The organism is Parabacteroides sp. AD58, assembly GCF_023744375.2.
GTDB lineage: Bacteria > Bacteroidota > Bacteroidia > Bacteroidales > Tannerellaceae > Parabacteroides > Parabacteroides absconsus.
Map to the genome: position 1 here is coordinate 1,204,952 of NZ_CP146284.1, position 26,967 is coordinate 1,231,918.

The 26,967-nt window shown below is 45.1% G+C and carries 16 protein-coding genes, 1 tRNA gene and 2 pseudogenes; 11 read left to right on the forward strand and 8 right to left on the reverse strand.

What is annotated here, in order from left to right; genetic code table 11:
• The first annotated feature begins 183 nt into the window (after positions 1-183).
• The 5 genes from NEE14_RS05170 to NEE14_RS05190 all read left to right on the forward strand — a co-directional run bounded on the left by NEE14_RS05170 (position 184) and on the right by NEE14_RS05190 (position 10,611).
• Positions 184-1,671: a xylulokinase gene (locus NEE14_RS05170; protein WP_251966838.1), complete on the forward strand. Its 1,488-nt coding sequence runs from the start codon at positions 184-186 to the stop codon at positions 1,669-1,671.
• A 45-nt stretch (positions 1,672-1,716) separates the two neighbouring features.
• Positions 1,717-3,033: a xylose isomerase gene (xylA, locus tag NEE14_RS05175; RefSeq protein WP_251966839.1), complete on the forward strand. Its 1,317-nt coding sequence runs from the start codon at positions 1,717-1,719 to the stop codon at positions 3,031-3,033.
• Complete coding sequence (xylE, locus tag NEE14_RS05180; RefSeq protein WP_251966840.1) at positions 3,033-4,490, forward strand: D-xylose transporter XylE; 1,458 nt, start codon at positions 3,033-3,035, stop codon at positions 4,488-4,490. The genes xylA and xylE overlap by 1 nt, the downstream gene beginning before the upstream one ends.
• Positions 4,491-4,689: 199 nt before the next feature.
• Positions 4,690-6,327 carry a M64 family metallopeptidase gene (locus NEE14_RS05185; protein WP_251966841.1) on the forward strand — a complete coding sequence of 546 codons (1,638 nt, stop codon included), beginning with the start codon at positions 4,690-4,692 and terminating at the stop codon, positions 6,325-6,327.
• An 87-nt stretch (positions 6,328-6,414) separates the two neighbouring features.
• A complete protein-coding gene (locus NEE14_RS05190) occupies positions 6,415-10,611 on the forward strand; it encodes an acyl-CoA dehydratase activase-related protein (protein WP_251966842.1) in 4,197 nt (1,398 codons plus the stop codon).
• 334 nt (positions 10,612-10,945) lie between these two features.
• Here NEE14_RS05190 and NEE14_RS05195 read toward each other — a convergent pair whose 3' ends face one another.
• Positions 10,946-11,317, reverse strand: coding sequence for a hypothetical protein (locus NEE14_RS05195; protein WP_338578809.1), 372 nt, complete (start codon positions 11,315-11,317; stop codon positions 10,946-10,948).
• Between the two features lie 347 nt (positions 11,318-11,664).
• Here NEE14_RS05195 and NEE14_RS05200 point away from each other — a divergent pair.
• From NEE14_RS05200 to NEE14_RS05220, 5 genes and pseudogenes are all read left to right on the forward strand, one after another.
• Positions 11,665-11,844 (forward strand): annotated as a pseudogene (locus NEE14_RS05200) (helix-turn-helix domain-containing protein); the annotation flags it as partial.
• A 41-nt stretch (positions 11,845-11,885) separates the two neighbouring features.
• Positions 11,886-12,188: a helix-turn-helix domain-containing protein gene (locus NEE14_RS05205; RefSeq protein WP_251966844.1), complete on the forward strand. Its 303-nt coding sequence runs from the start codon at positions 11,886-11,888 to the stop codon at positions 12,186-12,188.
• Between the two features lie 189 nt (positions 12,189-12,377).
• Positions 12,378-13,049: an RNA polymerase subunit sigma-70 gene (locus NEE14_RS05210; protein ID WP_229117911.1), complete on the forward strand. Its 672-nt coding sequence runs from the start codon at positions 12,378-12,380 to the stop codon at positions 13,047-13,049.
• Positions 13,042-13,734 (forward strand): DUF3307 domain-containing protein, encoded by a 693-nt coding sequence (locus tag NEE14_RS05215; protein ID WP_251966845.1) that lies wholly within the window; start codon positions 13,042-13,044, stop codon positions 13,732-13,734. Before NEE14_RS05210 ends, NEE14_RS05215 begins: the two co-directional genes overlap by 8 nt.
• A 3-nt stretch (positions 13,735-13,737) precedes the next feature.
• Positions 13,738-16,632 (forward strand): TOTE conflict system archaeo-eukaryotic primase domain-containing protein, encoded by a 2,895-nt coding sequence (locus NEE14_RS05220; protein ID WP_251966846.1) that lies wholly within the window; start codon positions 13,738-13,740, stop codon positions 16,630-16,632.
• Positions 16,633-16,814: 182 nt separating this feature from the next.
• Here NEE14_RS05220 and NEE14_RS05225 read toward each other — a convergent pair.
• From NEE14_RS05225 to NEE14_RS05255, 7 genes and pseudogenes are all read right to left on the reverse strand, one after another.
• Positions 16,815-17,393, reverse strand: a pseudogene (locus tag NEE14_RS05225) (phage integrase SAM-like domain-containing protein); the annotation flags it as partial.
• A gap of 222 nt (positions 17,394-17,615) precedes the next feature.
• Positions 17,616-17,688 (reverse strand) — tRNA-Phe (locus NEE14_RS05230).
• 215 nt (positions 17,689-17,903) lie between these two features.
• Entirely contained in the window at positions 17,904-18,932 is a 1,029-nt protein-coding gene (gene thiL / locus NEE14_RS05235; protein ID WP_251966847.1) for a thiamine-phosphate kinase, read from the reverse strand.
• Between the two features lie 2 nt (positions 18,933-18,934).
• Complete coding sequence (gene lpxK / locus NEE14_RS05240) at positions 18,935-20,038, reverse strand: tetraacyldisaccharide 4'-kinase (RefSeq protein WP_251966848.1); 1,104 nt, start codon at positions 20,036-20,038, stop codon at positions 18,935-18,937.
• A 46-nt stretch (positions 20,039-20,084) separates the two neighbouring features.
• Positions 20,085-21,020, reverse strand: coding sequence for a DUF4922 domain-containing protein (locus tag NEE14_RS05245; RefSeq protein ID WP_251966849.1), 936 nt, complete (start codon positions 21,018-21,020; stop codon positions 20,085-20,087).
• On the reverse strand, positions 21,017-22,447 hold the full coding sequence (locus tag NEE14_RS05250) for a glycosyltransferase family 2 protein (RefSeq protein WP_251966850.1): 1,431 nt from the start codon (positions 22,445-22,447) through the stop codon (positions 21,017-21,019). Before NEE14_RS05250 ends, NEE14_RS05245 begins: the two co-directional genes overlap by 4 nt.
• Before the next feature lie 44 nt (positions 22,448-22,491).
• Positions 22,492-23,535: a 6-bladed beta-propeller gene (locus NEE14_RS05255; protein ID WP_251966851.1), complete on the reverse strand. Its 1,044-nt coding sequence runs from the start codon at positions 23,533-23,535 to the stop codon at positions 22,492-22,494.
• A gap of 980 nt (positions 23,536-24,515) precedes the next feature.
• Between NEE14_RS05255 and NEE14_RS05260 the strand changes: the two genes are divergently transcribed.
• Positions 24,516-26,858 (forward strand): TonB-dependent receptor, encoded by a 2,343-nt coding sequence (locus NEE14_RS05260; RefSeq protein ID WP_251966852.1) that lies wholly within the window; start codon positions 24,516-24,518, stop codon positions 26,856-26,858.
• The last annotated feature ends 109 nt before the right edge of the window (positions 26,859-26,967 follow it).

Consider the following 26,967-nt stretch of genomic DNA (forward strand, 5'->3'; position numbering starts at 1 on the left):
CAAATACCTTGACAGCCAATATTAATTATATATATAACAACAAATTACAGCGAGTGTGCTCAATAACATATTTGTACAAAGTACAATTTGCCAGCATATCTTTTATCTTTGTTAGCATGAATGATGATTTTTGTATAGGCTGACAAACCTCTGAAAAATCCGTATAAACTTAAATATAATGCTATGTATTTATTAGGATATGATATTGGCAGCTCGTCGGTGAAAGCGAGTTTAATAAATGCCGAAACAGGGAAATGCGTTGCTTCAGCGTTTTATCCCAAAACAGAAGCAGAAATTATCGCCGTCCGTTCCGGCTGGGCAGAACAAAACCCCGAAAGCTGGTGGGAATACCTCAAACTGGCAACTGCTGCTGTGCTGAATGAATCAAAAATTACGCCGGCCGACATCCGCTCCATTGGCATCTCCTACCAGATGCACGGACTGGTATGTGTAGATAAAAACCAGCAAGTATTGCGGCCGTCAATTATCTGGTGCGATTCACGGGCCGTTGCCATCGGTCAGAAAGCCTTCCAGGATTTAGGTGAGACCTATTGTCTGTCTCACCTGCTCAATTCGCCGGGGAATTTCACGGCATCCAAACTGGCCTGGGTAAAACAAAACGAACCTAACTTATTTACTCACATATACAAAATCATGCTTCCGGGCGACTACATCGCCATGCGGTTAAGCGGTGATATCTGTACAACCATCTCTGGCTTGTCAGAAGGCATGTTCTGGGATTTCCAGAACAATGCCCTGGCTGCTGAATTGCTGAATTACTATGGCATAGACCCATCTTTGATAGCCGATGTAAAGCCGACCTTCGGTCTGCAGGGCGAAGTCTCTAGGACCGCGGCGGCTGAACTCGGACTGAAAGCCGGCACTCCGATTACGTATAGGGCTGGCGATCAGCCGAACAACGCCTTGTCATTGAATGTATTCAATCCGGGAGAAATTGCTTCGACCGCAGGAACATCGGGAGTCGTCTACGGAGTTAACGGACAGATCAATTACGATCCGAAATCAAGGGTAAATACATTTGCCCACGTCAACCATACCGCCGAAAACCCGCGCTTGGGTGTGCTTCTCTGCATCAACGGAACGGGTATTCTGAATTCCTGGATTCGAAAAATGGTTGGAGCCGACGGTCTTTCCTATACAGCCATGAATGCGCTGGCTGATCAAATACCGGTAGGCAGCGAAGGAGTATGTATCCTGCCTTTCGGCAATGGTTCTGAACGGATGCTCGAGAATAAAGACACCGGATGTTCGTTACTGAATGTCAACTTCAACCGGCATGACCGGCGCCACTTGATACGCGCAGCCCAGGAAGGCATCGTCTTTTCATTCAAATACGGCATTGACATCATGGAGAGCATGGGCATACCTGTTAAGAAAATTCATGCGGGCCACGCGAATATGTTCCTGAGTCCCGTCTTCCGGGATACATTAGCCGGAGTTACAGGCGCCACCATCGAGCTTTTTGATACCGACGGTGCTGCCGGAGCAGCCCGTGGAAGCGGTTTGGGTGCCGGTATCTACCACAGCACCGAAGAGGCTTTTTCAAACCTTGAACGCATCGCAGTTATCGAGCCCGACGCATCAAAGGCAGACGCTTATCAGGAGGCTTATGCACACTGGAAGCAAGAACTGGATGCCCGCGTCAAATAAACAGGAATCAATTATTTAAACACAATCATAAAAACATTTTATATCATGGAAACAAAAGAATATTTTCCTGGCATAGGAAAAATCAAATTTGAAGGTAAAGACAGTAAGAACCCAATGGCATTCCGCTACTATGATGCTGATAAAGTCATCATGGGCAAGAAGATGAAAGACTGGTTGAAATTCTCGATGGCCTGGTGGCATACACTCTGTGCAGAAGGAAGCGACCAGTTTGGTGGCGGCACCAAGAAATTCCCTTGGAAAGGTAATCCCGACAAATTGCAGGCTGCCAAAGAAAAGATGGATGCCGGATTCGAATTCATGCAGAAAATAGGTATCGAATATTATTGCTTCCACGACGTAGATTTATGTGACGAAGCCGATACCATCGAAGAATATGAAGCTAATCTGAAGGAAATCGTCGCATATGCCAAACAGAAACAGGCTGAAACAGGTATCAAACTGTTGTGGGGCACAGCCAATGTATTCGGTCATGCCCGCTATATGAACGGAGCAGCTACGAATCCTGACTTCAATGTCGTTGCCCGTGCAGCTGTTCAGATCAAGAATGCCATGGATGCTACCATTGAATTAGGTGGAACGAACTATGTATTCTGGGGCGGCCGTGAAGGATATTCTTCCCTCCTGAATACGGATCAGAAACGCGAAAAGGAACATCTGGCTCAGATGCTGACCATGGCCCGCGACTATGCCCGTGCCAAAGGTTTCACCGGCACATTCCTGGTTGAACCAAAGCCCATGGAACCGACGAAGCATCAGTACGACGTCGATACAGAAACCGTTATCGGCTTTCTGAAAGCACACAATCTGGATAAAGACTTCAAGGTAAATATCGAAGTGAACCATGCTACTTTGGCGGGTCATACTTTCGAACACGAACTGGCAGTTGCCGTTGATAATGGCATGTTAGGTTCTATTGATGCCAACCGTGGTGATTATCAGAATGGCTGGGATACCGACCAGTTCCCGATCGACAACTTCGAATTGATCCAGGCCATGATGCAGATCATCCGCAACGGCGGACTGGGTAACGGCGGTACCAACTTCGATGCCAAGACTCGCCGTAACTCAACAGATCTGGAAGATATCTTCATCGCTCATATTGCCGGCATGGATGCCATGGCACGCGCTTTGGAAAATGCAGCCCGTCTGTTGGAAGAATCACCTTACAAACAGATGCTGGCCGACCGGTATGCTTCATTCGACAGCGGCAAAGGCAAAGAATTTGAAGAAGGCAAGATGACCTTGGAAGAACTGGTAGATTATGCCAAGACTCAAGGCGAACCGAAGCAGATCAGCGGTAAGCAGGAATTGTATGAAGCAATCGTCAATATGTATTGCTGATGACTGCGCATTCAACTACAGAAGGAAACAAACTGTATCTGTACTCCATTACACTGGTCGCCGTCATCGGCGGCCTGTTGTTTGGATATGATACAGCCGTTATATCCGGAGCCGAAAAAGGACTGGAAGGTTTCTTCCTGACCGCAACCGATTTCCACTACGACAAAGTAATGCACGGCATTACTTCATCGAGCGCCCTGATCGGATGCGTAATCGGTGGAGCCATTTCCGGTTACTTTGCCACCTGGTTAGGACGACGGAACTCGTTGCGTGTGGCAGCCGTCCTGTTTTTCCTTTCGGCTTTAGGTTCCTATTATCCGGAATTCCCGTTTCTGGAATATGGGAAAGCCAACATGAATTTGCTGTTAGCCTTCAATTTCTATCGTATCATCGGCGGTATTGGTGTCGGTCTGGCATCGGCCATCTGCCCGATGTATATTGCAGAGATTGCCCCTTCTGAAATACGAGGAACACTCGTCTCCTGCAACCAGTTTGCCATTATCTTCGGTATGCTGGTTGTCTACTTTGTGAATTACCTGATTTTAGGAGATCACACCAACCCGATTGTTCTGAAAGATGCGGCCACAGGACTTTATTCATTAAGCCCGGAATCGGATATGTGGACCGTTCAGCAGGGCTGGCGCTATATGTTCGGTTCGGAAGCCATTCCGGCAGCCGTCTTCGGCTTATTGCTCTTTACGGTTCCGAAGACACCGCGCTACCTGGTTATGACCGGACAACACCAGACAGCACTGTCTATTCTTGAACGGATCAACGGAGTCAATAAAGCAAGAGAAATCCTGACCGAGATCAAGGCTACAGCCACAGAAAAGACTGAGAAGCTGTTTACCTACGGATTTGCCGTTATCTTCATCGGTATCATGCTTTCTGTGTTCCAGCAGGCAATTGGTATCAATGCCGTTCTATACTATGCCCCGCGTATCTTTGAAAGCGCCGGAGCTGAAGGTGGAGGCATGATGCAGACAGTCATCATGGGAATTGTCAACATCATCTTTACCGTCGTAGCGATTGTTACCGTCGACCGCTTCGGACGCAAGCCGCTGCTGATCATCGGTTCCATCGGCATGGCCGTCGGAGCCTTCCTGGTTGCCATCTGCGATAACTGGGGAATCAAAGGAATCATTCCAGTCTTGTCGATCATCGTCTATGCGGCCTTCTTCATGATGTCGTGGGGGCCGATCTGCTGGGTGCTGATAGCCGAGATTTTCCCCAATACGATTCGTGGCCAGGCTGTAGCAATTGCCGTTGCCTTCCAATGGGTCTTCAATTATCTGGTATCGTCGACCTTCCCGGCATTGTATGATTTTAGTCCGATGTTTGCATACAGCCTCTACGGCATTGTCTGCGTCATCGCTGCCCTGTTTGTCTGGCGTTGTGTTCCGGAAACCAAAGGCAAGACATTGGAAGAAATGAATGCGCTCTGGAAGAAAAAATAAGGACATATAAGTAAAGTTTCAAAGTAGAGTTTCTGCCCCGAGTGGAAACCCTACTTTGTTATTTTTTATACTCACCACAATACCAAAAGAGAGAATCCGGACAATCAGTTTCATAGATATTTTTTCCTAATTAGTCGATTTTTCTTGTAAACTTCAAAAATCTTACCTTATTTTGAATGAATGATTTAATAGAGTAAGTATGAAACAGACTATCGTGTTTTTCTTCCTCCTTCTTTTTACCTTGAGTTGCCAGGAAGAAATCGAACCTAATTTTTCTTTTACCAACGAACAGGAAGAGATTACTTTGGAAGGAGATGCCAACTCCGAAACCACTTTCAGCTTTTCAAGTAGCCGGGAATGGGAAGCAACAACTACCAGCAACTGGCTGAGCATCTCTCCCTCTTCAGGTGAAGCCGGTTCCCAGCGGATCACGCTGACAGCAACAAGCGAAAATGCGACAGGCACAACACGAAGTGCTACCGTGCTGCTGACTTCTTTAACACTGACACATGAAATCACTGTCAAGCAATCGGCCAGCGATTTTGTGGCACTCGAACAAGAAACGTATCAAATTCCGGCAGCCGGTGATATAGTAAATATTCAGTTTTTGACCAATGTAGAGGATGACGAACTGAGTATTTATGGAACTGCAGCCGACTGGCTGGTACAAGATACAAGAACTCGTTCCACCAATTCATATATCATCAGTCTGCGCGCTTTGCCCAACACAGAAAAAAGTTCCCGAACAGCCTATGTGCTCTTCTATAAAGAAGCCGATGGAAAACAGACATTATTGAACACCGTCACCATTGTACAGAAAGGTACGTCTTCGGGTACATCTACTGATTATTCGGCAGACAAGCAAGTACGCATCTTGCAACAGGCAACTTTGGGAAAAGGGCTGCCCATCGTCATTATGGGAGACGGATTTATCGATACAGAAATTGCTGACGGCACGTACGACCAAGTCATGGACAAAGCCATGGAGAATCTATTCACCGAAGAACCGCTCAAGTCATTACGTGATTACTTCAATGTCTATGCCATTACGGCTGTATCCAAGAATAATAATTTCGGCAACGGATTCGAAACAGCCTTCAGCTGTGAATTAGAAGGTGGTACAAGCACCGGAATCTCTGGCGACGACGAGGCTGTTATGGAATATGCCGGAAGCATTGATGGGGTTGATCTGGAAGAGACACTGGCTGTTGTCATCCTTAATTCATCCGATTACGCAGGTACCACCTACTTTGGTTACAGCAATAATTCAAATGCTATTGAATTTGCTGTCGCCTATTGCCCGGTCATCGATAATCTGGAAAGTGAAAGCTTCCGTCAAGTACTGGTACACGAAGCAGTGGGGCACGGATTTACGAAACTGGAAGATGAATACAGCTATGAGGAAAACGGCAGTATTCCGGCCTCAGAAATCAAAAAAGTGCAAGAGCTGCAAGCCTTGAACTGGGCACTGAATGTCGATTTTACGACGGATGAAAATGAAGTGCTGTGGAGTGATTTCCTGCACGACAGCCGTTATGCCTCTGAAGGAATTGGCATTTACGAAGGTGCCTGTACGTACATTTCCGGTGTATATCGTCCGACTTACGAAAGTATGATGAACAGCAATGTCAATGGGTTCAACGCGCCTTCCCGGAAAGCAATGTATGATATGGTCATGAAGCGGGCCATGCAGCAGGAACCGACATACGAGGATTTTGTAGCATTCGATCTGCCCATACAGGCTCAAGCGAAGTATACCACGCGTGCCTCGTCGGCCATGACCCGTCCGTTGCCACGTCCGCGATTCGTCAACAAACAGCTTTCTACTAAGGAATAAATTATGTTAATTGTTTTTTATCCGTAATCTTCAGATCAAACATGTTCTCTACTTTTGCATCGTGCAAGAGTGTAAAGACGTAAAAACATGTTCAAGATAGGAATTGATGTAGGATCGACAACCGTCAAGGTGGTCGTATTGGATGAACAAGGTAACAGTTTGTTTTCAAGATATAAAAGGCACCATGCGAAGGCTGGCGAAGTAGTAGCCAGCCTGCTGAAAGAGCTTTTGGAAGAAAAAGGTGATGCCGACGTCAGCGTCTGTATCACCGGTTCTGTAGGAATGGGAATGTCGGAACGGTATTCACTTCCGTTTATTCAGGAAGTCGTGGCAGCAACCCGCGCTATTCAGAAGGACTATCCACAGGTGGCTTCTATGATTGATATCGGTGGAGAAGACGCCAAAATCGTATTCTTTGAAAAAGGAGAAGCGGCCGACTTGCGTATGAACGGAAACTGTGCCGGCGGTACAGGTGCTTTCATCGACCAGATGGCCGTTATTTTAGGAACAGATGTGGATGAACTGAACCGGATGGCTCTGAAAGCCCAACGGATTTATCCGATCGCTTCTCGCTGCGGCGTATTCTGTAAAACAGATATCCAGAATCTGATTGCCAAGAATGTAAGCCGGGAAGACATTGCCGCTTCTATTTTCCATGCCGTTGCTGTGCAGACCGTGGTCACACTGGCGCACGGCTGGGACATCAAGCCGCCAGTTCTCTTCTGTGGCGGACCGCTGACATTCATCCCGGCTCTTCGCAAGGCTTTTGTGGAGTATCTTCATTTACAGGAGAATGATCTGATATTGCCTGCCAACGGCACACTCCTGCCGGCTACCGGAGCTGCTCTGTCAAGAACAGAGAAAGACCCGACCTGCCGGTTGTCTGACTTAATTACCCGACTGACAACAGAAACAAATACGACGTATCATTCGTATGGATTGCAACCTATTTTCAGCAGTGCTGCTGATTATGAGAACTGGGAAAAACGGATTTCGAGCCATCAGCTCCAGAAGTCAGTTTTCAAACCGGGGAAACAGGATGTTTTTATTGGTATCGACTCGGGTTCAACTACAACCAAGATTGTAGCCATCGATCCGGATAACCGCATCCTTTTCACTTTCTATAAACCCAACGGAGGACATGCAATTGAAACCGTAGCGGAAGGTCTGAACCAGCTCAAGGAACAGTGCCGTCAGTCTCAAACCATCCTGAACATCCAGGGCAGCTGCTCAACCGGTTATGGCGAAGACCTGATCAAGGCAGCATTCCAGCTGGATGGAGGCATCGTAGAGACCATGGCTCACTACATGGCGGCTCATTATCTCGACAAAGATGTTTCTTTTATTCTCGATATCGGCGGACAAGATATGAAAGCCATCTTCGTAGAGGAAGGCATCATCAACCGGATTGAAATCAATGAAGCCTGCTCGTCGGGCTGCGGTTCTTTTATTGAGACCTTTGCCAACACATTGGGCTATACGGCCCGCGATTTTGCACAGGCGGCCTGCCGTTCTACTCAGCCCTGCAACTTGGGCTCGCGCTGTACCGTCTTTATGAATTCGAAGGTGAAACAAGTGCTGCGTGAAGGAGCAACAGTAGATGATATTGCAGCCGGACTGGCTTATTCGGTCGTGAAGAACTGCCTGTATAAGGTATTGAAGCTGAAGGATGTATCCGAACTGGGCCGTCACATTGTTGTACAGGGTGGAACCATGCGGAATGATGCGGTGGTACGTGCTCTCGAACAACTGACGGGCGCCGAAGTGACCCGATGTGACCTGCCTGAACTGATGGGAGCTTTTGGGTGTGCGCTGTATGCCCAGAAATATCATCATACCGATATCTCTTTAGACAATATCTTGTCGCAGGCCGAATATACGACACACGAACTGCACTGCAAAGGTTGTAACAACCAGTGCCAGGTGTTCCGCTACCGGTTTGCCAACGGACAGAGTTATTACTCGGGTAACCGATGCGAAAAGGTGTTTACCAATGGTGCCAAAGAACAGCCCGGCGAAAATGCCTACCGGTTTAAGAACGAACTCCTCTTCGGCCGGGCACAGACGCAAGTGGAACATCCGCTGCTGACACTCGGTATTCCGCGGAGTCTGAATATGTATGAGAATTTCCCGTTCTGGCATACCTTATTCACCGCCTGCGGTATTCAGGTTCAGCTTTCCGCCGAATCTGATTATGCGGCCTACGAACGGAATGCCCGTATGGTCATGTCGGATAATATCTGCTTCCCTGCCAAACTGGTACATGCCCATGTACAGAACCTGATTGAACAGAAAGTAGATCGGATCTTCCTGCCTTTCGTCATCTTCGAACGCAAAGGAGATGAACAAAACAGCTATAACTGCCCGGTTGTAACCGGTTACTCGGAAGTGGTGAAAAGCGTACAGGCTGAAGGAATCCCAATCGACTCGCCGGCTATCTCATTCAAGAACCGGAAATTACTTTATAAACAATGCAGCAAATACCTCACCAAATTGGGTGTGGATGAAAATACAATCAAGGCAGCTTTCGAGAAAGCTACCCGCGAACAGGAATCATTCGGTCACACCCTGGCCGAACATAACCGGCAATTGCTGGAACAGACACGCAAGAAAGGGCGCTGGGCTGTCTTGCTGGCCGGTCGCCCTTATCATACGGATATGCTCATCCAGCACAAAATCTCGGAGATCCTGGCTGAAATGGGAATCGATGTCATCACCGACGATGTGGTGCGCGAACAGACTCAACCGCTTGAAGACGATGTCCATTTCCTGGCACAATGGTCGTATCCGAACCGGATTCTGAAAGCAGCCCAATGGAGCATCGAACAGGGACAGGATGTGCAGTTCATCGAAATGACGTCGTTCGGCTGCGGTCCTGATGCCTTTCTGGTAGATGAAGTGCGCGATGTCCTCATCCGCAACGGCAAGACATTTACGCTGCTCAAACTCGATGATATCAACAACATCGGCTCCATGAAACTGCGTGTCCGCTCACTGATTGAAAGCATGAAACTGTTCCACGAACACAACAGTGCTCCCAAAGAGAAGAAAGAAGCGACAGGTCTGCTGACCAGCCGCTCCGATCTGCGGCACAAGAAAATCCTGATTCCGTTCTTCACGCCATTCATCTCGCCGCTGATACCGGCCATCATGAGCCTGGCAGGTTATGACGCCGAGAATCTGGCCCTCAGCAATACGGAGTCATGTGAATGGGGACTGAAATACGCCAACAATGAAGTCTGCTATCCGGCTACGCTGATCGTGGGCGACGTGATCAAGGCCTTCAAGAGTGGCAAATACAATCCGGATGAAACCGTGGTAGCCATGACGCAGACCGGCGGACAATGCCGTGCCAGCAATTATATTTCGCTCATCAAGAAAGCCCTTGAAGAGGCCGGCTATCCTTCAACACCGGTGATTTCACTCACCTTCGGTGGCTCGTTGGACGGCCGCCAGCCCGGATTCAAAGTCAACTGGCTGAAGATACTGCCCGTAGCCTTGCGTTCGGTACTTTATAGCGACTGTATTTCAAAATTCTATTATGCCGCTGCCGTACGAGAAAAAGAACCCGGACAGGCAGCCCGCTTGCGCGATTTCTACCTGCAGGAAGGGGAAAAACTGATCCGGGCGTACCGGACAAAAGACCTGCGCGCCTGTTTATCGGCTGCGGCCAGACAGTTCAACGAAATCTGCCAGGAACGGGAATGCCCGAAAGTAGGTGTCGTAGGAGAAATTTTCCTCAAATTCAATCCGTTTGCCCAGAAAAACGTCATTGAATGGCTCACTGAACAGGGCATAGAAGTCGTGCCCTCGGTACTGACCGATTTCTTCATGCAGAACTTCGTCAACCGGAAAGTCAGAGTAGAATCGTGTATCCAACAGCAATTCCTGCCCGACTTTGTCTATAAATCTGCTTATAAGATTGTCGGCAAACAGATCGAGAAATTCAATCAGGTGGGTAAGGAATTCCGCTACTTCCTGCCATTCAAAGATATCTTTGAAGAAGCAGACGAAGCGCAAAAAGTCATCTCGCTCAATGCCCAGTTCGGAGAAGGCTGGCTGCTCCCGGCCGAAATCATGTCGTATGCACGCCAGGGCATTTACAACGTCATCAGCCTGCAACCGTTTGGATGTATTGCCAATCACATTGTATCGAAAGGTATTGAGAAGCGGATCAAATCATTCTATCCCGAGATGAACATGCTGTCATTAGACTTCGACAGCGGCGTGAGCGATGTTAACATCACCAACCGCTTGCTGCTGTTCATCGATCATTTGAAATAGGACAGCTCTCCAGAACAGAACTGTTCACCATAAAAAAACCGGACCGCCGTTTTTATCGAATAGCGGACCGGTTTTTTATATCCAGACTTCTTCTCTCCTTCCTTTTCACCCCAAGAAGTACCCACAAAAATCCAGTTGAAAAAGGTCGGTTCTTTTCTTCAAAAGCCGGCGCATTTTTCTCTTTTTCTGCCTATGAAATGAACAATTCACAAGGTGATTTCAGACGGAAAAGGTTCCAAAAAGCCCGAAAAGTTCAAAAAGTTCAAAAAGTTCACTGTGCCCCTGGCGGAATAATCAAGATTATCGCACTCAAAATGCAGCTACAAAGCCTGAATTATTCATAAGTATAAGTTTTTACAACTGTGCTCGGGAGTTCCTCATCAGGTGAAGACGTGGTACCAACAGTCTTTCTGATTTCAACATAGCCTTTCAAAGAAGGATACAGGGCCTGATGCTTTTCGAACACCTTATCGCAAGCCTCTATAACTTCAGCATCCTTGTCTGCCGTACAGAAGCTACCACCCATCACTTGCTTGAGCGCAGTACTATAATCTGAAATAGCTTTTACGGGAGCTGATAAAGCATCCTCTCCCGACGCTGTCAAGGACGTTGCAGTATCATAAGTTACCACATACAGCTCATCATCATCGCTTGAACATGCCGTGAAGCCAATAGCCAAAGCCATTACCCATACAAGCAGAGCCATTCTCTTAAACACATCTTTAGTTTTCATCTTGTTTTTCGCTTAATTTAATTCGGCCGCAAAGCTACAAAAATCAGGGGAAGAATAATCTATCACTCATGAAAACTTTCGCAAGTGACAGGCCACAAGCACGATTAATAATCCCCTGGGCAAAGCAGGCTTGCATACGCTTCCACATCCTTGCTGCCATGAATGCCTGCTTACACTTCGGTTCATCCGTGGAGGGCACAGTGAACTTTTTGAACTTTTTGAACTTTTCGGACTTGAATGACCGGATTCTTGCCTGAAAATCCCAACCACCCATTCTCTTGCTGGAGTGTTTAGCAGAAGAGACCTTTGCTCCACCTAGAAGTGTCTGCCGCAGGTTGCGTATCAGTCCGAGAACCTTGCAGACCCTGAGGGATAACGGAACGCTTGCCTTTACCAAAATCGGAAACCGGACTTACTACCGTCCCGATGACGTAGAGCATGTGGTCGGAAACGTGGAAGATAAACGCAAGGAAGCCCGTTGGAAAGGCAAGACCATTTGAGTGAGTTTCAAGAATAGTGTATAACCCAATATCAAACATGTATGAGTAATGAAATCAGAGAAAAGGACCATGAGTGGGTAAAGGCGTTCCACTCGAATTTCGACAGACTGTTGGCTCTGCTCGAGAAGTTGTTGGAGAAACGGCAACCGTCTGCCTATGGCGATGAACTGCTGACGGACAAGGAAGTGGCATACCTGCTGAAAGTGAGCCGGAGGACTTTGCAGGACTACCGCAACAACGGTATTCTGCCTTACACACAAGTAGGCGGTAAGATTCTCTACCGGGCTTCCGACATAGAAAAGACACTGATGAAAGGATACAAGGAGACATACAGGAACAGGTAATAATGGATATGTTTGTCTTGCTGTATAATCTGCATCATTTGTCTATGAAATGGTGCAGATTTTTGCTATAGCTCATATTATATATAAATCGCTACTATAGATTAATTTATCTATATTCTATAATTATAGACTATTTAATCTATAATTTTGGCGAAATAAAAGAAAATTCATACATTCGTCATCAAATCAATGAACTATAATATGTTTGCAACAATTTCAGCGGATATAGTAGCATCCACTTCCTTGTCTGTGAATGAAACTATAGGATTAAAGCAAAGGATAGAATCATTATTTGGCTTGCTAAAAGTGAGTTATCCTGATTTTGAAGGTCGCCAAATAAAAGGGGACTATATAGAGTGTGTAATGCAAAATGTATCAAACGTATTCCGGATAGCCTTTATAATCAAATCCTGCATCAAATCTTTTTCCACAGCTAAAAATGAAAAGACGAAAAATTTCCATACATACGGAATACGGATAGCCATTGGTATCGGAGGTATGAGAATCGTGAATACCGAACAAGGCATTTGGGATGGTGAGGCCATATATCTATCAGGACGTGCGCTTGAGGAAATGAGTTCCCTGAATAAGGGAACGATGTCTGTTCATACAAGTAAAAAGCAATTATCTGCCCCTTTACAAACTATAGCCCTATTGACCGATGCCATATTAAATGATATGACTATGCGCCAAAGTGAAGTCGTTTACTATAAACTACTTGGTTTCAAAGAGGCAGACATTGCCAAGAAACTGGGTATATCCCAAGCCAGTGTAAATAATGCTTCTACAGCTACAAAATGGTATTGTATAGAAGAATCCATAAAATATTTTGAACAGATAAATTTTGAAGAATATGAATAGTTGGTTGTTTTTAAGTCTGTTATTGGCACATGTTATAGGTGATTTTTACCTGCAAAATGATAAATACTGTGCACAGAAAGAGGAAAGGAAATTCAAAAGCTGGTTTCTGTATGTGCATTCGCTTATCATAGGCGGGGTGTCATGGGCAGCTGTTCCTGTTTATGAATTCAGATTTTATGCCCTTGCCATTGCTTTTTCTCATCTGGTGATAGATGTTATCAAAACATATAGCCCCAAAGGATTATGGAATTTTGTGATTGATCAGATTTCTCATTTGGCGATACTGATTATAGTAACATTTTCCTTTGACACTACAACAAAGTTGCCAATCCAATCAATGGATTACAATGGCAGTTACTCTATACCTCTGTTCATATTGGCGTTACTATTGTGCATCAAGCCTGCAAACATCCTGATTAAGTTGGTCTTAAAGAAATATCAAGTTGGAGAGACACCGTCTTGTGAAAATATCAAAAATGCAGGAGCGTTAATTGGAAATTTAGAGCGTATTCTTACAATCATATTCGTTATCATTGGACAATATGAAGCAATCGGTTTTATTATAGCGGCAAAATCCATACTTCGATTCAAAGACACGGATACAGCAAAAACAGAATATGTCCTTGCCGGAACGTTTCTGAGTTTTGGAATTGCATTGCTGTGTGGTTTAATGGCAACAAAATAACAGATGGACAATTTTCAAGAGAAATACAATGCGCTTGTCATTAAATACAATGCCCTGCTTGCCGAAAATGAAGAACTGAAGTCAATACTTTCACAGCATGGTATAGTGTATTCCTCCATCAAACGTGCTGATGAAAGTACAGTATTTTCTTCCATAATATATCCTCCAATCAAACTATCTCTTGATGAGAAAATAGCATTGTTCCGTAACTTTTTCAAGGGACGAGATGATGTATTTGCACGACGATGGTTCAACAAAGCCACAGAAAAGGGTGGTTACCAACCAGTATGTATCAACGAATGGCGCAGAGGAATATGTGACAAGAAAAAGCATAAATGTGCAGAGTGTCCTAACCGCAATTTTGCCCCGTTAACCCATCAAGACATATACCGACATCTGGAAGGCAAGGATGAGAACGGATGCGATGTTATCGGTCTGTACGTCGTTACTTCTGATCATAAATGTTCTTTCCTGTGTGCTGATTTTGATGACAAAAATTGCACTCATGGATATAAGAACGATGTATTGGCATTTATTTCCATTTGTAGAGAGTGGAGAATTCCGTTCAGTATAGAACGCTCACGCTCTGGAAATGGTGCGCATGTGTGGATTTTCTTTAATGAACCCATACCGGCCTGTAAAGTAAGGAAATTAGGCAATACAATTCTTACGGAAGCCATGAAGCGCAATGGACGGATTACATTCGATTCATACGATCGTTTCTTTCCCAATCAGGATAAAGTACCGGAAGGCAGATTCGGCAATCTCATTGCGTTACCATTGCAGGGAAAAGCCAGGAAAGCAGGAAACAGCGTTTTTGTAGATGAGCAGTTTCTTCCGTTCCACGATCAATGGGCATACCTATACAATGTAAGAAAAATAGATGAAGGTACCGTAGATGCATTATTGACACAGCATCAGCAGGAAGATTTTGGAACATTGGCCACATCTTCGGAAAATAAACTGTGGGAAATACCAGTCATACAAGATGTGACCCAGGAAGACTTTAACGGCAGACTTATAATACATAAATCAGACAGGATATATATTCCTTTAAAATCTATTTCAGATAAGGTTAGTAATCATTTGAAACATATTGCGGCGTTCAAAAATCCTGAATTCTACAGCAAACAGGCGATGCGTATTTCCACATATAACATTCCTCGTATTATCTGCCGTGCAGATTTTACCGATGAATATCTTGCAATGCCTCGGGGGTGTGAGGATGCCATTATCAACATGCTGTATTCTCTCAAAATTGATTATGAAATAGTTGATAATACAAATCATGGTAAACCTATTGGCGTAACATTCAAAGGAAAGGAACGCGATGAACAGTTGGACGCTATCAATGCCCTCATGCCATTTTCCAACGGTGTGTTGTCTGCAACGACAGCCTTTGGAAAGACTATTACAGCCGCGGCTCTGATTGCCCGAAGAAAGACAAATACACTTATTCTGGTACACTCCAAGGCATTGCTTATGCAATGGCATGAACGTCTGTCAGAATTTCTTGACATAGATTTTACAGAAGATGAGATTTCCAAGAACCGAGGAAGGAAGAAGGCATTTTCTCCAGTCGGGTGTCTTGATTCTACCTCTAACACGTTGCATGGTGTTATTGATATAGCCCTTATGCAGTCGTGTTTTGAAAATGACGAAGTCAAGCCTTTTGTAAAAGGATACGGGATGGTCATTGTAGACGAGTGTCATCACGTATCTTCCATAACATTTGAGAATGTATTAAAACACGTTACGGCACATTATGTCTATGGACTTACTGCCACTCCAATCCGTAAAGATGGTTTGCAGCCTATTATCTTTATGCAATGCGGTCCGATTCGTTTTTCTGCCGATGCCAAGGCACAGATACAGAAGCAGTCGCTCCAACGTTATCTTGTGCCGAGATTTACATCTTATAGACCTGTTACCGATGATAAACAATCGTTTACGGCACTATCACAATCCCTCGTTGAATCGAAAATACGGAATAATCTTATAATAGAGGATGTTCTTAATGTCGTGGCTGCAGGCCGAACACCTATAATACTTACTGCCAGAACTTCTCATGTAGAATTGCTTGCCGAAATGTTGAAGCAGCATGTAGCCAACATCATACAACTCACAGGAAAAGGGACTGCAAAAAATAGGAGAGAAACGCTACAAAAGTTACAGGATATACCCAAAGATGCCCCTCTTGTAATAGTAGCCACGGGAAAATATGTAGGAGAGGGATTTGACTATCCACGACTTGATACACTGTTTTTGGCACTGCCAATCTCATGGAAAGGATTGGTGGCACAATATGCCGGACGTTTGCACCGTGAGAATGAGGGGAAAAAAGATGTCCGTATTTACGACTATATTGATATACACGAACCTGTTTGTGAGAGCATGTATCGTAAACGCCTGAAAGGATACTCTGCCATCGGTTATCGTGTACTGTCAAAAGATAATCCGACATTGTTTGATGACACAGAAAACTTGTACACATCGTCATGTGAAGGACAGATTTTCAATGGCAGTACGTTCCGCTTGGCATTTATGGAAAATTTGAAAAGTTTAAGACAATCTATTGTCATATCCTCTCCAAAACTCTATCGTACAGAACGAAACACATTTGTTAAAACACTCAGAGAGTTTCATGCGAGTGGTATTCAAGTATCAATTCTCACATCAGAGGAAAACAGTCAGACGGATTATCTAAAAAGTTTGGGATTATATGTAAAGATTGTACCGAAACTATCATTATCCTCGTGCGTCATAGATAAGTCCACAGTCTGGTATGGCAGTATCAATATACTTGGCTATGTAACAGAGGAAGACAATATAATTAAAATCACAGATGTGAAACTTGCAAATGAGCTACTTGATGTCATTTACAATAGCGGAAAATAGAAAAAACAAATAAGTGGAAAAAATCATCGTTTTACTCTCGCATGACAGTATCCCAAATATGATGACTCTTGCCGAACAGATGAGAATAACAGCCAAAGTCGCAGAAAACAAAAATTGATTTTTCTGGAGGGAGCGCAGTTTACCGTCTGCCCATTTTATTGCATTTCTAAAAAATATCCTTCTTTCATATAACGGATGACGGTATTCTGCTGACATTCTTTTTCCGCCTTCAGATAAAATTTAAAGGCACGTACCAGCTCACCGTTGACTTCCGCTAGCGGCAGATCATCCTTTCCGTATTTCTGTCTGATAAGTTTGGCAAGATAGCGCTTGCAGCTTTCATAACGGCGAACGGTAATCAGGGCGTAGTCTTTACCGATCAGGGCACGGCATTGGTCATTGTGTTTCTGCATGGTGCCAATGAGGGTGCGGACCGCTTCCGGTTCTTTGTCCTGTCCGAAAAATATTTCCTGTAACAGACGTGCCGTTATAGACTGGTTCTGTTCTTCCAGCTCACAAAAAATCTGATGTAACTTGATTCTCGCATTTTCGATGTAGGCATTCAGGTCGCATGATTTGCGGCTTTTACCTCTGGCTGATTCCTTTGCCTGACTCCAAAGAGACGGGTCAATGCTTTTGCGGATGTTGTTTTCTACTCGCGTACCATCTACAGTGATACGCATACACACGGATGCTTCTCCGTTTTTCAGCAGCTTGGTCTTCTTCAAGAAGAAAAGCACATTGAATGAACTTCTTTTCATTTTCCTACAGTTTTTAGTTTGGACAAAAGTAGGAAACCGACCACGTTTTCTTGATACGCAAAATATTGCAAATCAGCGAGAAAGACTCTTATTCGGTGGAGATTTTTGCTCCACCTTTTATCTCCACCTTTTGCTCCACCTCGAACGGTAATATTTTGCCGTTTTTTACGAGCCTGGGGAAAACAAAAAATCCCGATTTCGCTTGGAAATCAGGATTCTATGTGGTGCCACCAGGAATCGAACCGGGGACACAAGGATTTTCAGTCCTTTGCTCTACCAACTGAGCTATGGCACCTTTTTTTGTTGTTGTAACCGTTATCGTTTCGATTACGGGTGCAAAGGTAGGGACTTTTTTTGAATATGCAATAGTTCGATCAACTTTTTTTGCAGAAAAATGCATCTATTTTTTCAGAACAGCTTGAAATAATTGCATAAACAACTGCATCACAAAGATTTAAAATATAAAGAAATTATGCCTGATTTTTCAGTTTCAAGCATAATTTCCGTTTATCAGCTCAGGGAATTCCAACCCTGGGCCTTCAGTTCCACTTCACCGTCGTCACGACCTACCAGATAACTCCCCAGTTCCGGCTTTGTAATATGACCTATCACCTTTATACCTTCCATCTCAGATACCTTTTCATGATCTGTCAAAGGCACGGTGAAGAGCAGTTCATAATCTTCTCCCCCGTTCAAAGCAGCCGTAACCAGATTCATATTAAACTGTTCTGCCATCACAGCTGTCTGATAATCAATCGGTATCCGATCCTCATAAACCCGGCAGCCAACATGGCTTTCCTTCGAAATATGCAGCAATTCGGAAGACAGGCCGTCAGAGACATCCATCATGGCCGTCGGCAGGACATTCGCCTCCCGCAGTTTTTCAATGATATCCTTGCGGGCTTCGGGTTTTAACTGACGCTCCAGCAAATATTCCTTTCCTGAAAAATCAGGAGTAAAATCTTTTTCTCCCTGGAAAACGCGCTTTTCACGCTCCAATAACTGAAGTCCCATATAAGCAGCGCCTAAATCGCCCGAAACGCAGATCAAATCGGTTTCATGCGCTCCATTCCGATACACCACCTTGCCTTTCTCGCCCTCGCCGATGCATGTAATGCTGATGCTCAAGCCTGTCAGCGACGCAGAAGTATCACCACCAACCAGATCAACGCCATATACATCGCAGGCCAGACGAATGCCACTGTACAGTTCTTCCATGTCTTCAACAGAAAAACGCTTAGACAGACCGATTGACACCGTAATCTGCCGTGGACGGCCATTCATGGCATAAATATCGGAGAAGTTGACTACCGCCGATTTGTATCCCAAGTGTTTCAACGGGACATACGTTAAATCAAAATGAACGCCTTCGAGCAACAGATCTGTTGTCACCAACGTCAGTTTATCCCCATAATCCAGTACCGCCGCATCGTCACCAACGCCTTTTAACGTACTGTCATTCTTCAGTTTTATATTTTCAGTCAGATGACGAATCAATCCAAATTCGCCCAATGTTGCTATTTCTGTTCTTGCACTCATAATTACCACAAAATTTTATTCTGTTGGAATGTTTGTATATGTTTTATTATCATATTATCAAAAGCTTCCTTTTCTTTGTCTGAAAAAGAAATGGCGATCGGAAGAAAATAAATCCATTTTTTCTGTTCCCTGGTTATGTATTTGTTATGCAATAGCCGGACAGCATCCTTCTCGGTCGTCAAAATGATTTTATGCTTTCCTTTCAGACGCTGAAAAGACTGCATAATAGAACGGACATCCGCTTCCTTAAAATCATGGTGATCCGGGAAAGACAGTGTTTCAACCTGCCATTTCCATTTCCGTACTTCGGCCACAAAAGGTTCCGGATTCGCTATACCACTTACCACCAATACCGCATCATCGGCAGTGGGGATAAAAGGAAGTTTTTGCGACGCCGACAACAGGGAACAGACCGGATCATAACCCACGTATGAAAAAAAGACCTGCTGATGTGCCTGAAGCTGCATGTTTGTCTCCGTTATCCGAAATTCAAGCGGCTTTAAATCAGGCAGAGTCTTGGTCACAACTACGGCATCCGCCCGTTCACGGCCCGAGGCAGGCTCACGCAAACGCCCTGCCGGTAACAGACGATCCTGATAGAACATCCGGTTATAGTCTGTCAGCAAAATTGAAAATGAAGGTTTTACATACCGGTGTTGGAAGGCATCATCCAGCAAAATTACCTCCGGCCGCTGATGATCGGGCAAAGCTAACAGCTTTTCGATAGCCCGGCAACGGTTTCCGTCTACAGCGACCAAGATATCGGGATATTTATGGTAGATCTGATACGGCTCATCGCCTATTTCCCGGTAGGTATGTTGCGGGGCAGCCAATACAAACCCCTTGCTTGTACGTTTATATCCCCGGCTGACAACAGCCACCCGGTATTTCTCTTTCAGCAGCCGCACAAGGTATTCAATATGCGGTGTCTTTCCTGTTCCTCCAACAGCCAAATTACCCACACAGATAACCGGCACAGGATATCTATGGCTTTTCTTGATTCCCCAGTCGAACAACTGATTCCGAACGAAAACCCCTATTCCGTAGAGAAAAGTAAAAGGCCACAACCAGAAAGCATATTTATTAGTAGAAAAATTATCTGACATATATACATATTACAACTATCTTGCGCAAAGGTAAGTAATTATATATTCATTTGCCAATTTTCTCTGCTATTTGCCTTTCCAGCTCTTCCGCACGAAAACAGACCTGCTGATAAATGTCGTCGATCATCGTGGCATCAGCCCGACGAAAATCAGATTCACGAACGGTAATGAATACGCCACCCAAATCGGCGGCACCCGGACTTGATAAAAAACGTCCAGGCTCTGCGGCTGTATATTGCCACGGACGGTGACATCGGCGGACAAGCACCGTCAGCCGCCAGCCCGATTCGTCTGCATGCGCAAACAGATTCATCATCGGTTCTTCTCCTTCGGCCGGAACAGGCAGCCACGAACAGAGGCTGTCAAACAGGCCGACGGCTTCCGGTATGGAAGAAGAACGAATGACAAAACCATTCCGGCTGCCCAGATGCAAGGCATATAAGGAAGCATCTTTCCTCTCCAATAAAAGCCGGGTGTGAGTATCCGTTTCTCGGTCAATCGGCATGTCGCCCCAAGAAGCTGCCTGGAAATGGGCATGATCCGGAGCAGAAGCTCCACAACGCGGACCGTTATAAAAGAGAGTAAAATCAGGCAACAGTCGAGACAGCTCCAACATATCAGCCAAGCGAGTCTGAATGCGCTGCGGAGCATGTTCGCAGGCAGGTATCGTCAGATGCTTGTGGAATATCGCATAAGGATTACACAAAATCAGATAACGGTTCTGAAACGACAGGCGCAACTGCTCGGAAGGCAAATGATCCGGACACAGGAAACAGGGCCGCAGCCTGATACTTTCCTTGTCGACCTTCGCCGCCGTCAATACACTCCGTGCCGGATTGAACTGCACACGAACCGTCGTATCGCCCAGCGACACTTCGTGTGTCATAACCTGGTTCAGGGCTTCATAATTCTGGGCAGCCAGGCTCCATTCCTTCAGCTGCCGCTCCAGCATACGCAGGACTTCATCTTGTAAGGCACTCATAGGCTCTGCCGGTTTTTCCGTATACGGGCTTCCAGTTCCCAGGTTCGAATACGGTCTTTATATACATTATACTGATTCATCTTCTCCCGGCTCAGCATCGCATCCGAATTATCTTCCCAGCGGCGGCACAGATACAGGACATTATAAATACGTCCTATCTGATATTCACGACTGATCCGCAGACCAACGGCATAATCTTCACCATAACTGGTATTCGGGAAATTAATCTGACGGATAAGCGGTGTATAAAAGGCACGCGGAGCGCCCAGGCCATTAATCCGAAGAGCGTTGTTACGACCATTCTCTGGTGTCCACTCCCGATGATCAATCACTCCCGGCGGAATCTCTTCCAGCTTGAAGTTTGTCATCCGGTACGTACCAACCACCATCGCACATTGCTGCTGGTAAAATGTATCTACGATCTGCTGCAGAGTAGATTCACTGCTATACAAATCATCACTATCTAATTGAACAGCGAATTTTCCACATCGAGGATGATGGATTCCCTCATTCCAGCATCCGCCAATACCCAAATCCGTCCGCTGCGGAATCAGATGAATCAAACGGGAATCCGACTGATAGCGATCGACCACCTCCGTAGTTCCGTCAGTTGAATGGTTATCAATAACAATCAAATTGAACGGGAAATTTGTCTGCTGATTCAAGACGGAACGGATGGCGTCTTCAATCGTGCGCACCCGGTTACGAACCGGAATGATCACCGATGCTTCTACCGGGAACGATTCTTCTGAAAAATCTATCGCCTTGAACTCGGGCTTCAGATACGCACCGATGCGTTTCAGATATCCGGTACACACCTGCTCCATTTCCAGCTGAACAGCCCGATTCCGCGGATCTACATAATCAAATATCTTGTCACCGCTTTTCCGCCAGTCGTGTTCCTCTGCCCGATACAGAAACTCATTCACATGTACAAGCGGAGTTTTCTCCGAAAGATTGAGGCGTAAGGCATAAAGTGCCGCATACTGCCAGTCTTGCTGAATTGCTTTCACAGCCTGAACAAAGGCAGAAGAGCGGATGAACAGCAACTTTCCAAAATCAAAGTCATTCCGCAGACTTCCTGTCTGACAGGCAATCAGTGGATGAGGAATCAGCTGGCCGTCTTTCTCGTCATAATAATCCGCATACAGACAATCAGCTCCGGTTGAATCGGCAATCTCACACATACGTTCCAATGCCCACGCACCCAAAACAAACCTGTCTGGTGATAAACTCAATAATATATAATCAGATTGCGCCGAAACGGCAAGATCGTTCAGCAACTCGCGGCTCCAGGCCGACGGTCCTTGAGGCATATCAAAAACAACTACATTGCTTACCAATGCCTGCGACAGAAACGCGTCTTCGTTCATCCGGGCAACAGCCGGATCTTGCCGCATGACAAAACAGGTGATACGTTTTTCCATGAATTTCTATTTTTAAGGCAAAAATAAGAAAGGATTTTGACTTTTCAGGCTTTCATCCGCACAATGAATACGACAGTCGAATCGGCCGCCTCCGGAAAAGCATGTCGCAACGTTTCGCCCCGCTTTGTAAACGAATAGGTGTGTCCATACAAGTCCATCGGCTCTAATGCTGCCACCGAGCCGGTCTGGAAAAAGTCGTCGGTAAATCCATCATTCAGCTCCCAGGCCTGATTATCATAACAGTCCCAGCAGAATACATACCGCCGGTCAGCTTCTTCAGCATGCTGGTTGACTGCCAGCCAATACCGACTTCCCAAACTGACAGGCAACAGCGGAACGTCATCTTCATTGACACCCATCATTTCACCCTGCTGATGAAGATACAGTGAATCACGCAATAAATGTTCCGACTCACAAGGAGCGCTATAGGCATAGATACGTCCGCCTGGCGATACCCGCAGACAGACAGACTGTGTATTAGGCGATAAGACAGGATGTGATAAAGCGGTTTCAACAATGGGATGAGATTCGAGCGGACGAAAATAGGTGTCATATACCTGCACCTGCTGTTTGATACACGGACGCCGTAGCGTATCAGTAGCCATCACCCGTTCGGCTGTATATATCTTTCCTCGGTGCAGTACGGCCGACATCAGCTGTTCTTCATTGAAATCTTTCCGGAGTTTCTTTTTGAAAAGTAATTCCCCATCAAACGTATAATAATAAATGTCGTTTACATTTCCCAATACAATCAGCTGTCTCTTCAGCGAATGAACCAGATAACCAGCTACCTGGATTTCCTCCGGATCTGTTATCTGGCAGATCAGCTCACCTTGCCGGTTGAAACGGTACAACACACCTTGGCTGATGAGAAACAAATCATTCCCTTCCTTTTGGATATCATGGGCTTCTGTCAGAGACCGGCCGTTAATCGGTTTCAACGGAATAGCAGTAACCGACTCGGCAATATCCGAAAGTTCTCCATTCCGATTTATATCTGTACTTCTTCCCGCCAATAGATGTTCATAACCGAAACCTCCACAAAGCAGCAGCATAGCCGCTAATATGATACAAGTGATCTGTTTCATTTTCGTCAGATTTTACATATAAAAAACGGTAAGAAAACAGATTTAGTATATCTAATCACAGATAAAGATGAAAAAAAACAGTGCCAGGATACATCTATTCTCAATTATTTTTACTTATTTTGTCGTGTATTCATCTGAGAGACGATGGGTAGTTCTTGTAAGACTACGTTAGTTTTTCAAAATACAAAGGCGATATTTGACAATTTTTGTTTCTGCATGTTGCTAAAGTAAGGTTGATGAGGAGATTATGTTTTTGTCAGCAGACAATACGATAGTTGTTACAAAAATACCTTTTCCAGTAACCGACAAAAGGATTATTCTCCTCTAAACGAAGGTTTTGTTATCAGGCGAATTCACAATTGTAGCCTGAACCTTCCTTTTGTTTCCTGATGAAACATGTAAATAAACACAATCATCCCATTGATCTGCCAATAAAAGCGTGTTTTTCAAAAAAAGGCCTTATTGTTGGGTGCAGGATGCTTAGCATGGGTAAAATACACTCATTTTTCATCTGCTTAAGATGGGGATGAAATGTGCAAGAAATCTGTATCAAATAGAAAAAGTCTTACAAGAACTCAGGCTATAAATGATGATGCATTGGATAGAATCTATTTTTATAATTAATATTTCTTTTTTATACACAAGGTATTTCCACGTTGAGAAACGAAAGAATACCTGCAAGAAAGTCTAACAGGCTTTTTTGTGAATGTTTTTTAGTATATGAATGTTTTTCTCCCGTTGAGAAACTCGAGAAAAAAGAAGTCGGAGGAGAAAGATCTTGGTCTTTCTCCTCTTTTATTATCCACAAGATGATTCCTGAATACCTACAAATGATTAAACGAAAGGAAATATCAAGGTTTAAGTTACCAAAAAATGGTGATTGCGACTTTTTCGTCCAACCGGTACTTTTGCAAACGAAAAATAACGCTAAAAATAAAATGAATCAGAGTAAGACAATAAGAGCTGTTTATGTTGTGTTTATGTGGCTAATCTGTACCAGTACGCTTTGGGCGCAATCCCTGGCTGTGCTGTCGGGGAAAGTCATTTCGTCCGACCAGGGCATAGTTGATTTTGCATCTGTCTATTTGAAAGGAACAAATATCGGATGCACGACCGATGATAAAGGTCTTTTCCACCTGAAAGTTCCCGAAGGAGAATATACCTTAGTTGTCTCGGCTGTGGGTTATCAGACGGCCGAACAGACGATCCAGGCCAAAAGTGGAGAGAAACAGCGGTTGCGCATTCGCCTTTCAACGGATACAAAGGAACTGGATGAGGTTGTCGTTGTGTCTAATGGAGTAAGCCGGGTGAAAAAGTCGGCATTCAATGCCATTGCCTTAGATACAAAAATCCTGCAGAATTCCACTCAAAACCTGAGTGAAGCCTTGGCTCAGGCTCCGGGCATGAAACTGCGTGAATCAGGAGGTGTCGGTTCAGACATGCAACTGATGATGGACGGATTCAGCGGCAAACATATCAAGATATTTATTGACGGTGTGCCTCAGGAAGGCGTTGGCAGTTCTTTCGGATTAAATAACATTCCGGTGAATTATGCCGACCGGATTGAAATTTACAAAGGTGTCGTACCCGTTGGTTTCGGAACCGATGCGATTGGTGGTGTCATCAATATCATTACCCGGAAGAACCGCGACCGCTGGTTTGCCGATGCTTCTTATTCGTATGGTTCGTTCAATACGCACAAATCATACATCAACTTCGGACAAACCTTCAAGAATGGGCTGACTTATTCGATTAATGCTTTTCAGAACTATTCGGACAACGATTATTATGTGGATACACCCGTAAAAGACTTTGAGACCGGCGCCATCAACAAGAAGAAGATTGAGCATGTCCGTCGTTTCCACGATATGTACCATAACGAAGCGGTAGTTGCCAAGGTCGGCATTACCGATAAGCCCTGGGCCGACCGGCTGATGTTCGGCTTTACCTGGTCGAATATGTACAAGGACATCCAGACAGGAGTCCGGCAGGAAGTCGTGTTCGGAGGTAAATACCAGAAAGGTCATTCCCTGATGCCTTCTCTTGAATACCGCAAACAGAACCTCTTCACCCAGGGGCTGGATGTTACATTGACAGCCAATTATAACAAGAACATCACGCACAACGTCGATACATCGACCTATGAATATAACTGGCGGGGAGAAATGCGTCCACTGAAGTCGCCCGGAGAACAATCCTATCAGCATACCCGCTCTGACAATCAGAACTGGAACGGCTCTGTGACGTTGAATTATCGGTTGGGAAAAGCCCATACGTTTACCTTCAACCATGTACTGAATATGTTTACGCGAACCAACCAGTCTATGCTGTATGAAGACTCAGAAGCTAATGCCATCCCGAAAGAAACGCATAAAAACATCAGCGGACTCTCTTACCGCCTGATGCCAAACGAGAAATGGAATGTGTCGGTATTCGGGAAGTATTACAACCAGTATAATGCGGGCCCGGTAGCGACGTCTACAGCACAGGACAATTATGTAAAGACAACCAATTCAGTCAGTGCCTTAGGATATGGAGCAGCCGGCACCTACTTCATCGGAAAAGGTTTCCAGGCAAAGTTATCGTATGAAAAAGCATATCGTCTGCCTACCAATGAAGAGATGTTTGGAGACGAAGACCTCGAAACCGGTGATATATCGCTGAAGCCGGAAAAGAGTGACAACGTAAACCTCAACCTGAGTTATAATCAGACTTTCGGACGGCATTCGGTATATGCGGAAGGAGGCGTGGTTTACCGGAATACCCAAGACTATATCCAGCGCAGCCTTACCGACCTGAGTGGCGGAAAATACGGAGCAACCTATGTGAATCATGGAAAGGTTCTGACAAAAGGTTATAATCTTTCTGTCCGTTATGGATTTGGTGAATGGCTGAGCCTAGGAGGAAACTTTACCCAAATGAACGTCCGCGACAATGTCAAGACCGTCGACAGCGGCTCCAGCCAGGAAAGTCTGACATACGGCGCCCGTATGCCGAACTTACCTTATCAGTTTGCCAACTCGGATATTTCCTTTTATTGGAACAACCTGCTCCAGAAAAGAAACAAACTGACGCTGACGTACGACAACCTGTATATGCACAGTTTCCCGCTTTATTCGGAAGCTTTGGGTAGTGAATCAGATTATGTGGTGCCGACACAATTCTCGCACAACCTGACTCTCACCTACAGCCTGCAGAACGGACGGTATAATTTCTCGGTAGAATGCCGGAACTTCACCAACGAGAAACTGTATGACAACTTCAGTCTGCAAAAGGCTGGAAGAGCTTTCTATGGCAAGATCCGGGTTTGCTTCGGGAATTAATCAGGCATTCGACAGATGGATTTCAGATACCATAAAAGGAGGCTAAACGAAATTAAGCAGAATCGAAAACGAAACCAGTAGGAATCAAAATCGGTTCTCGTTGGTTTCA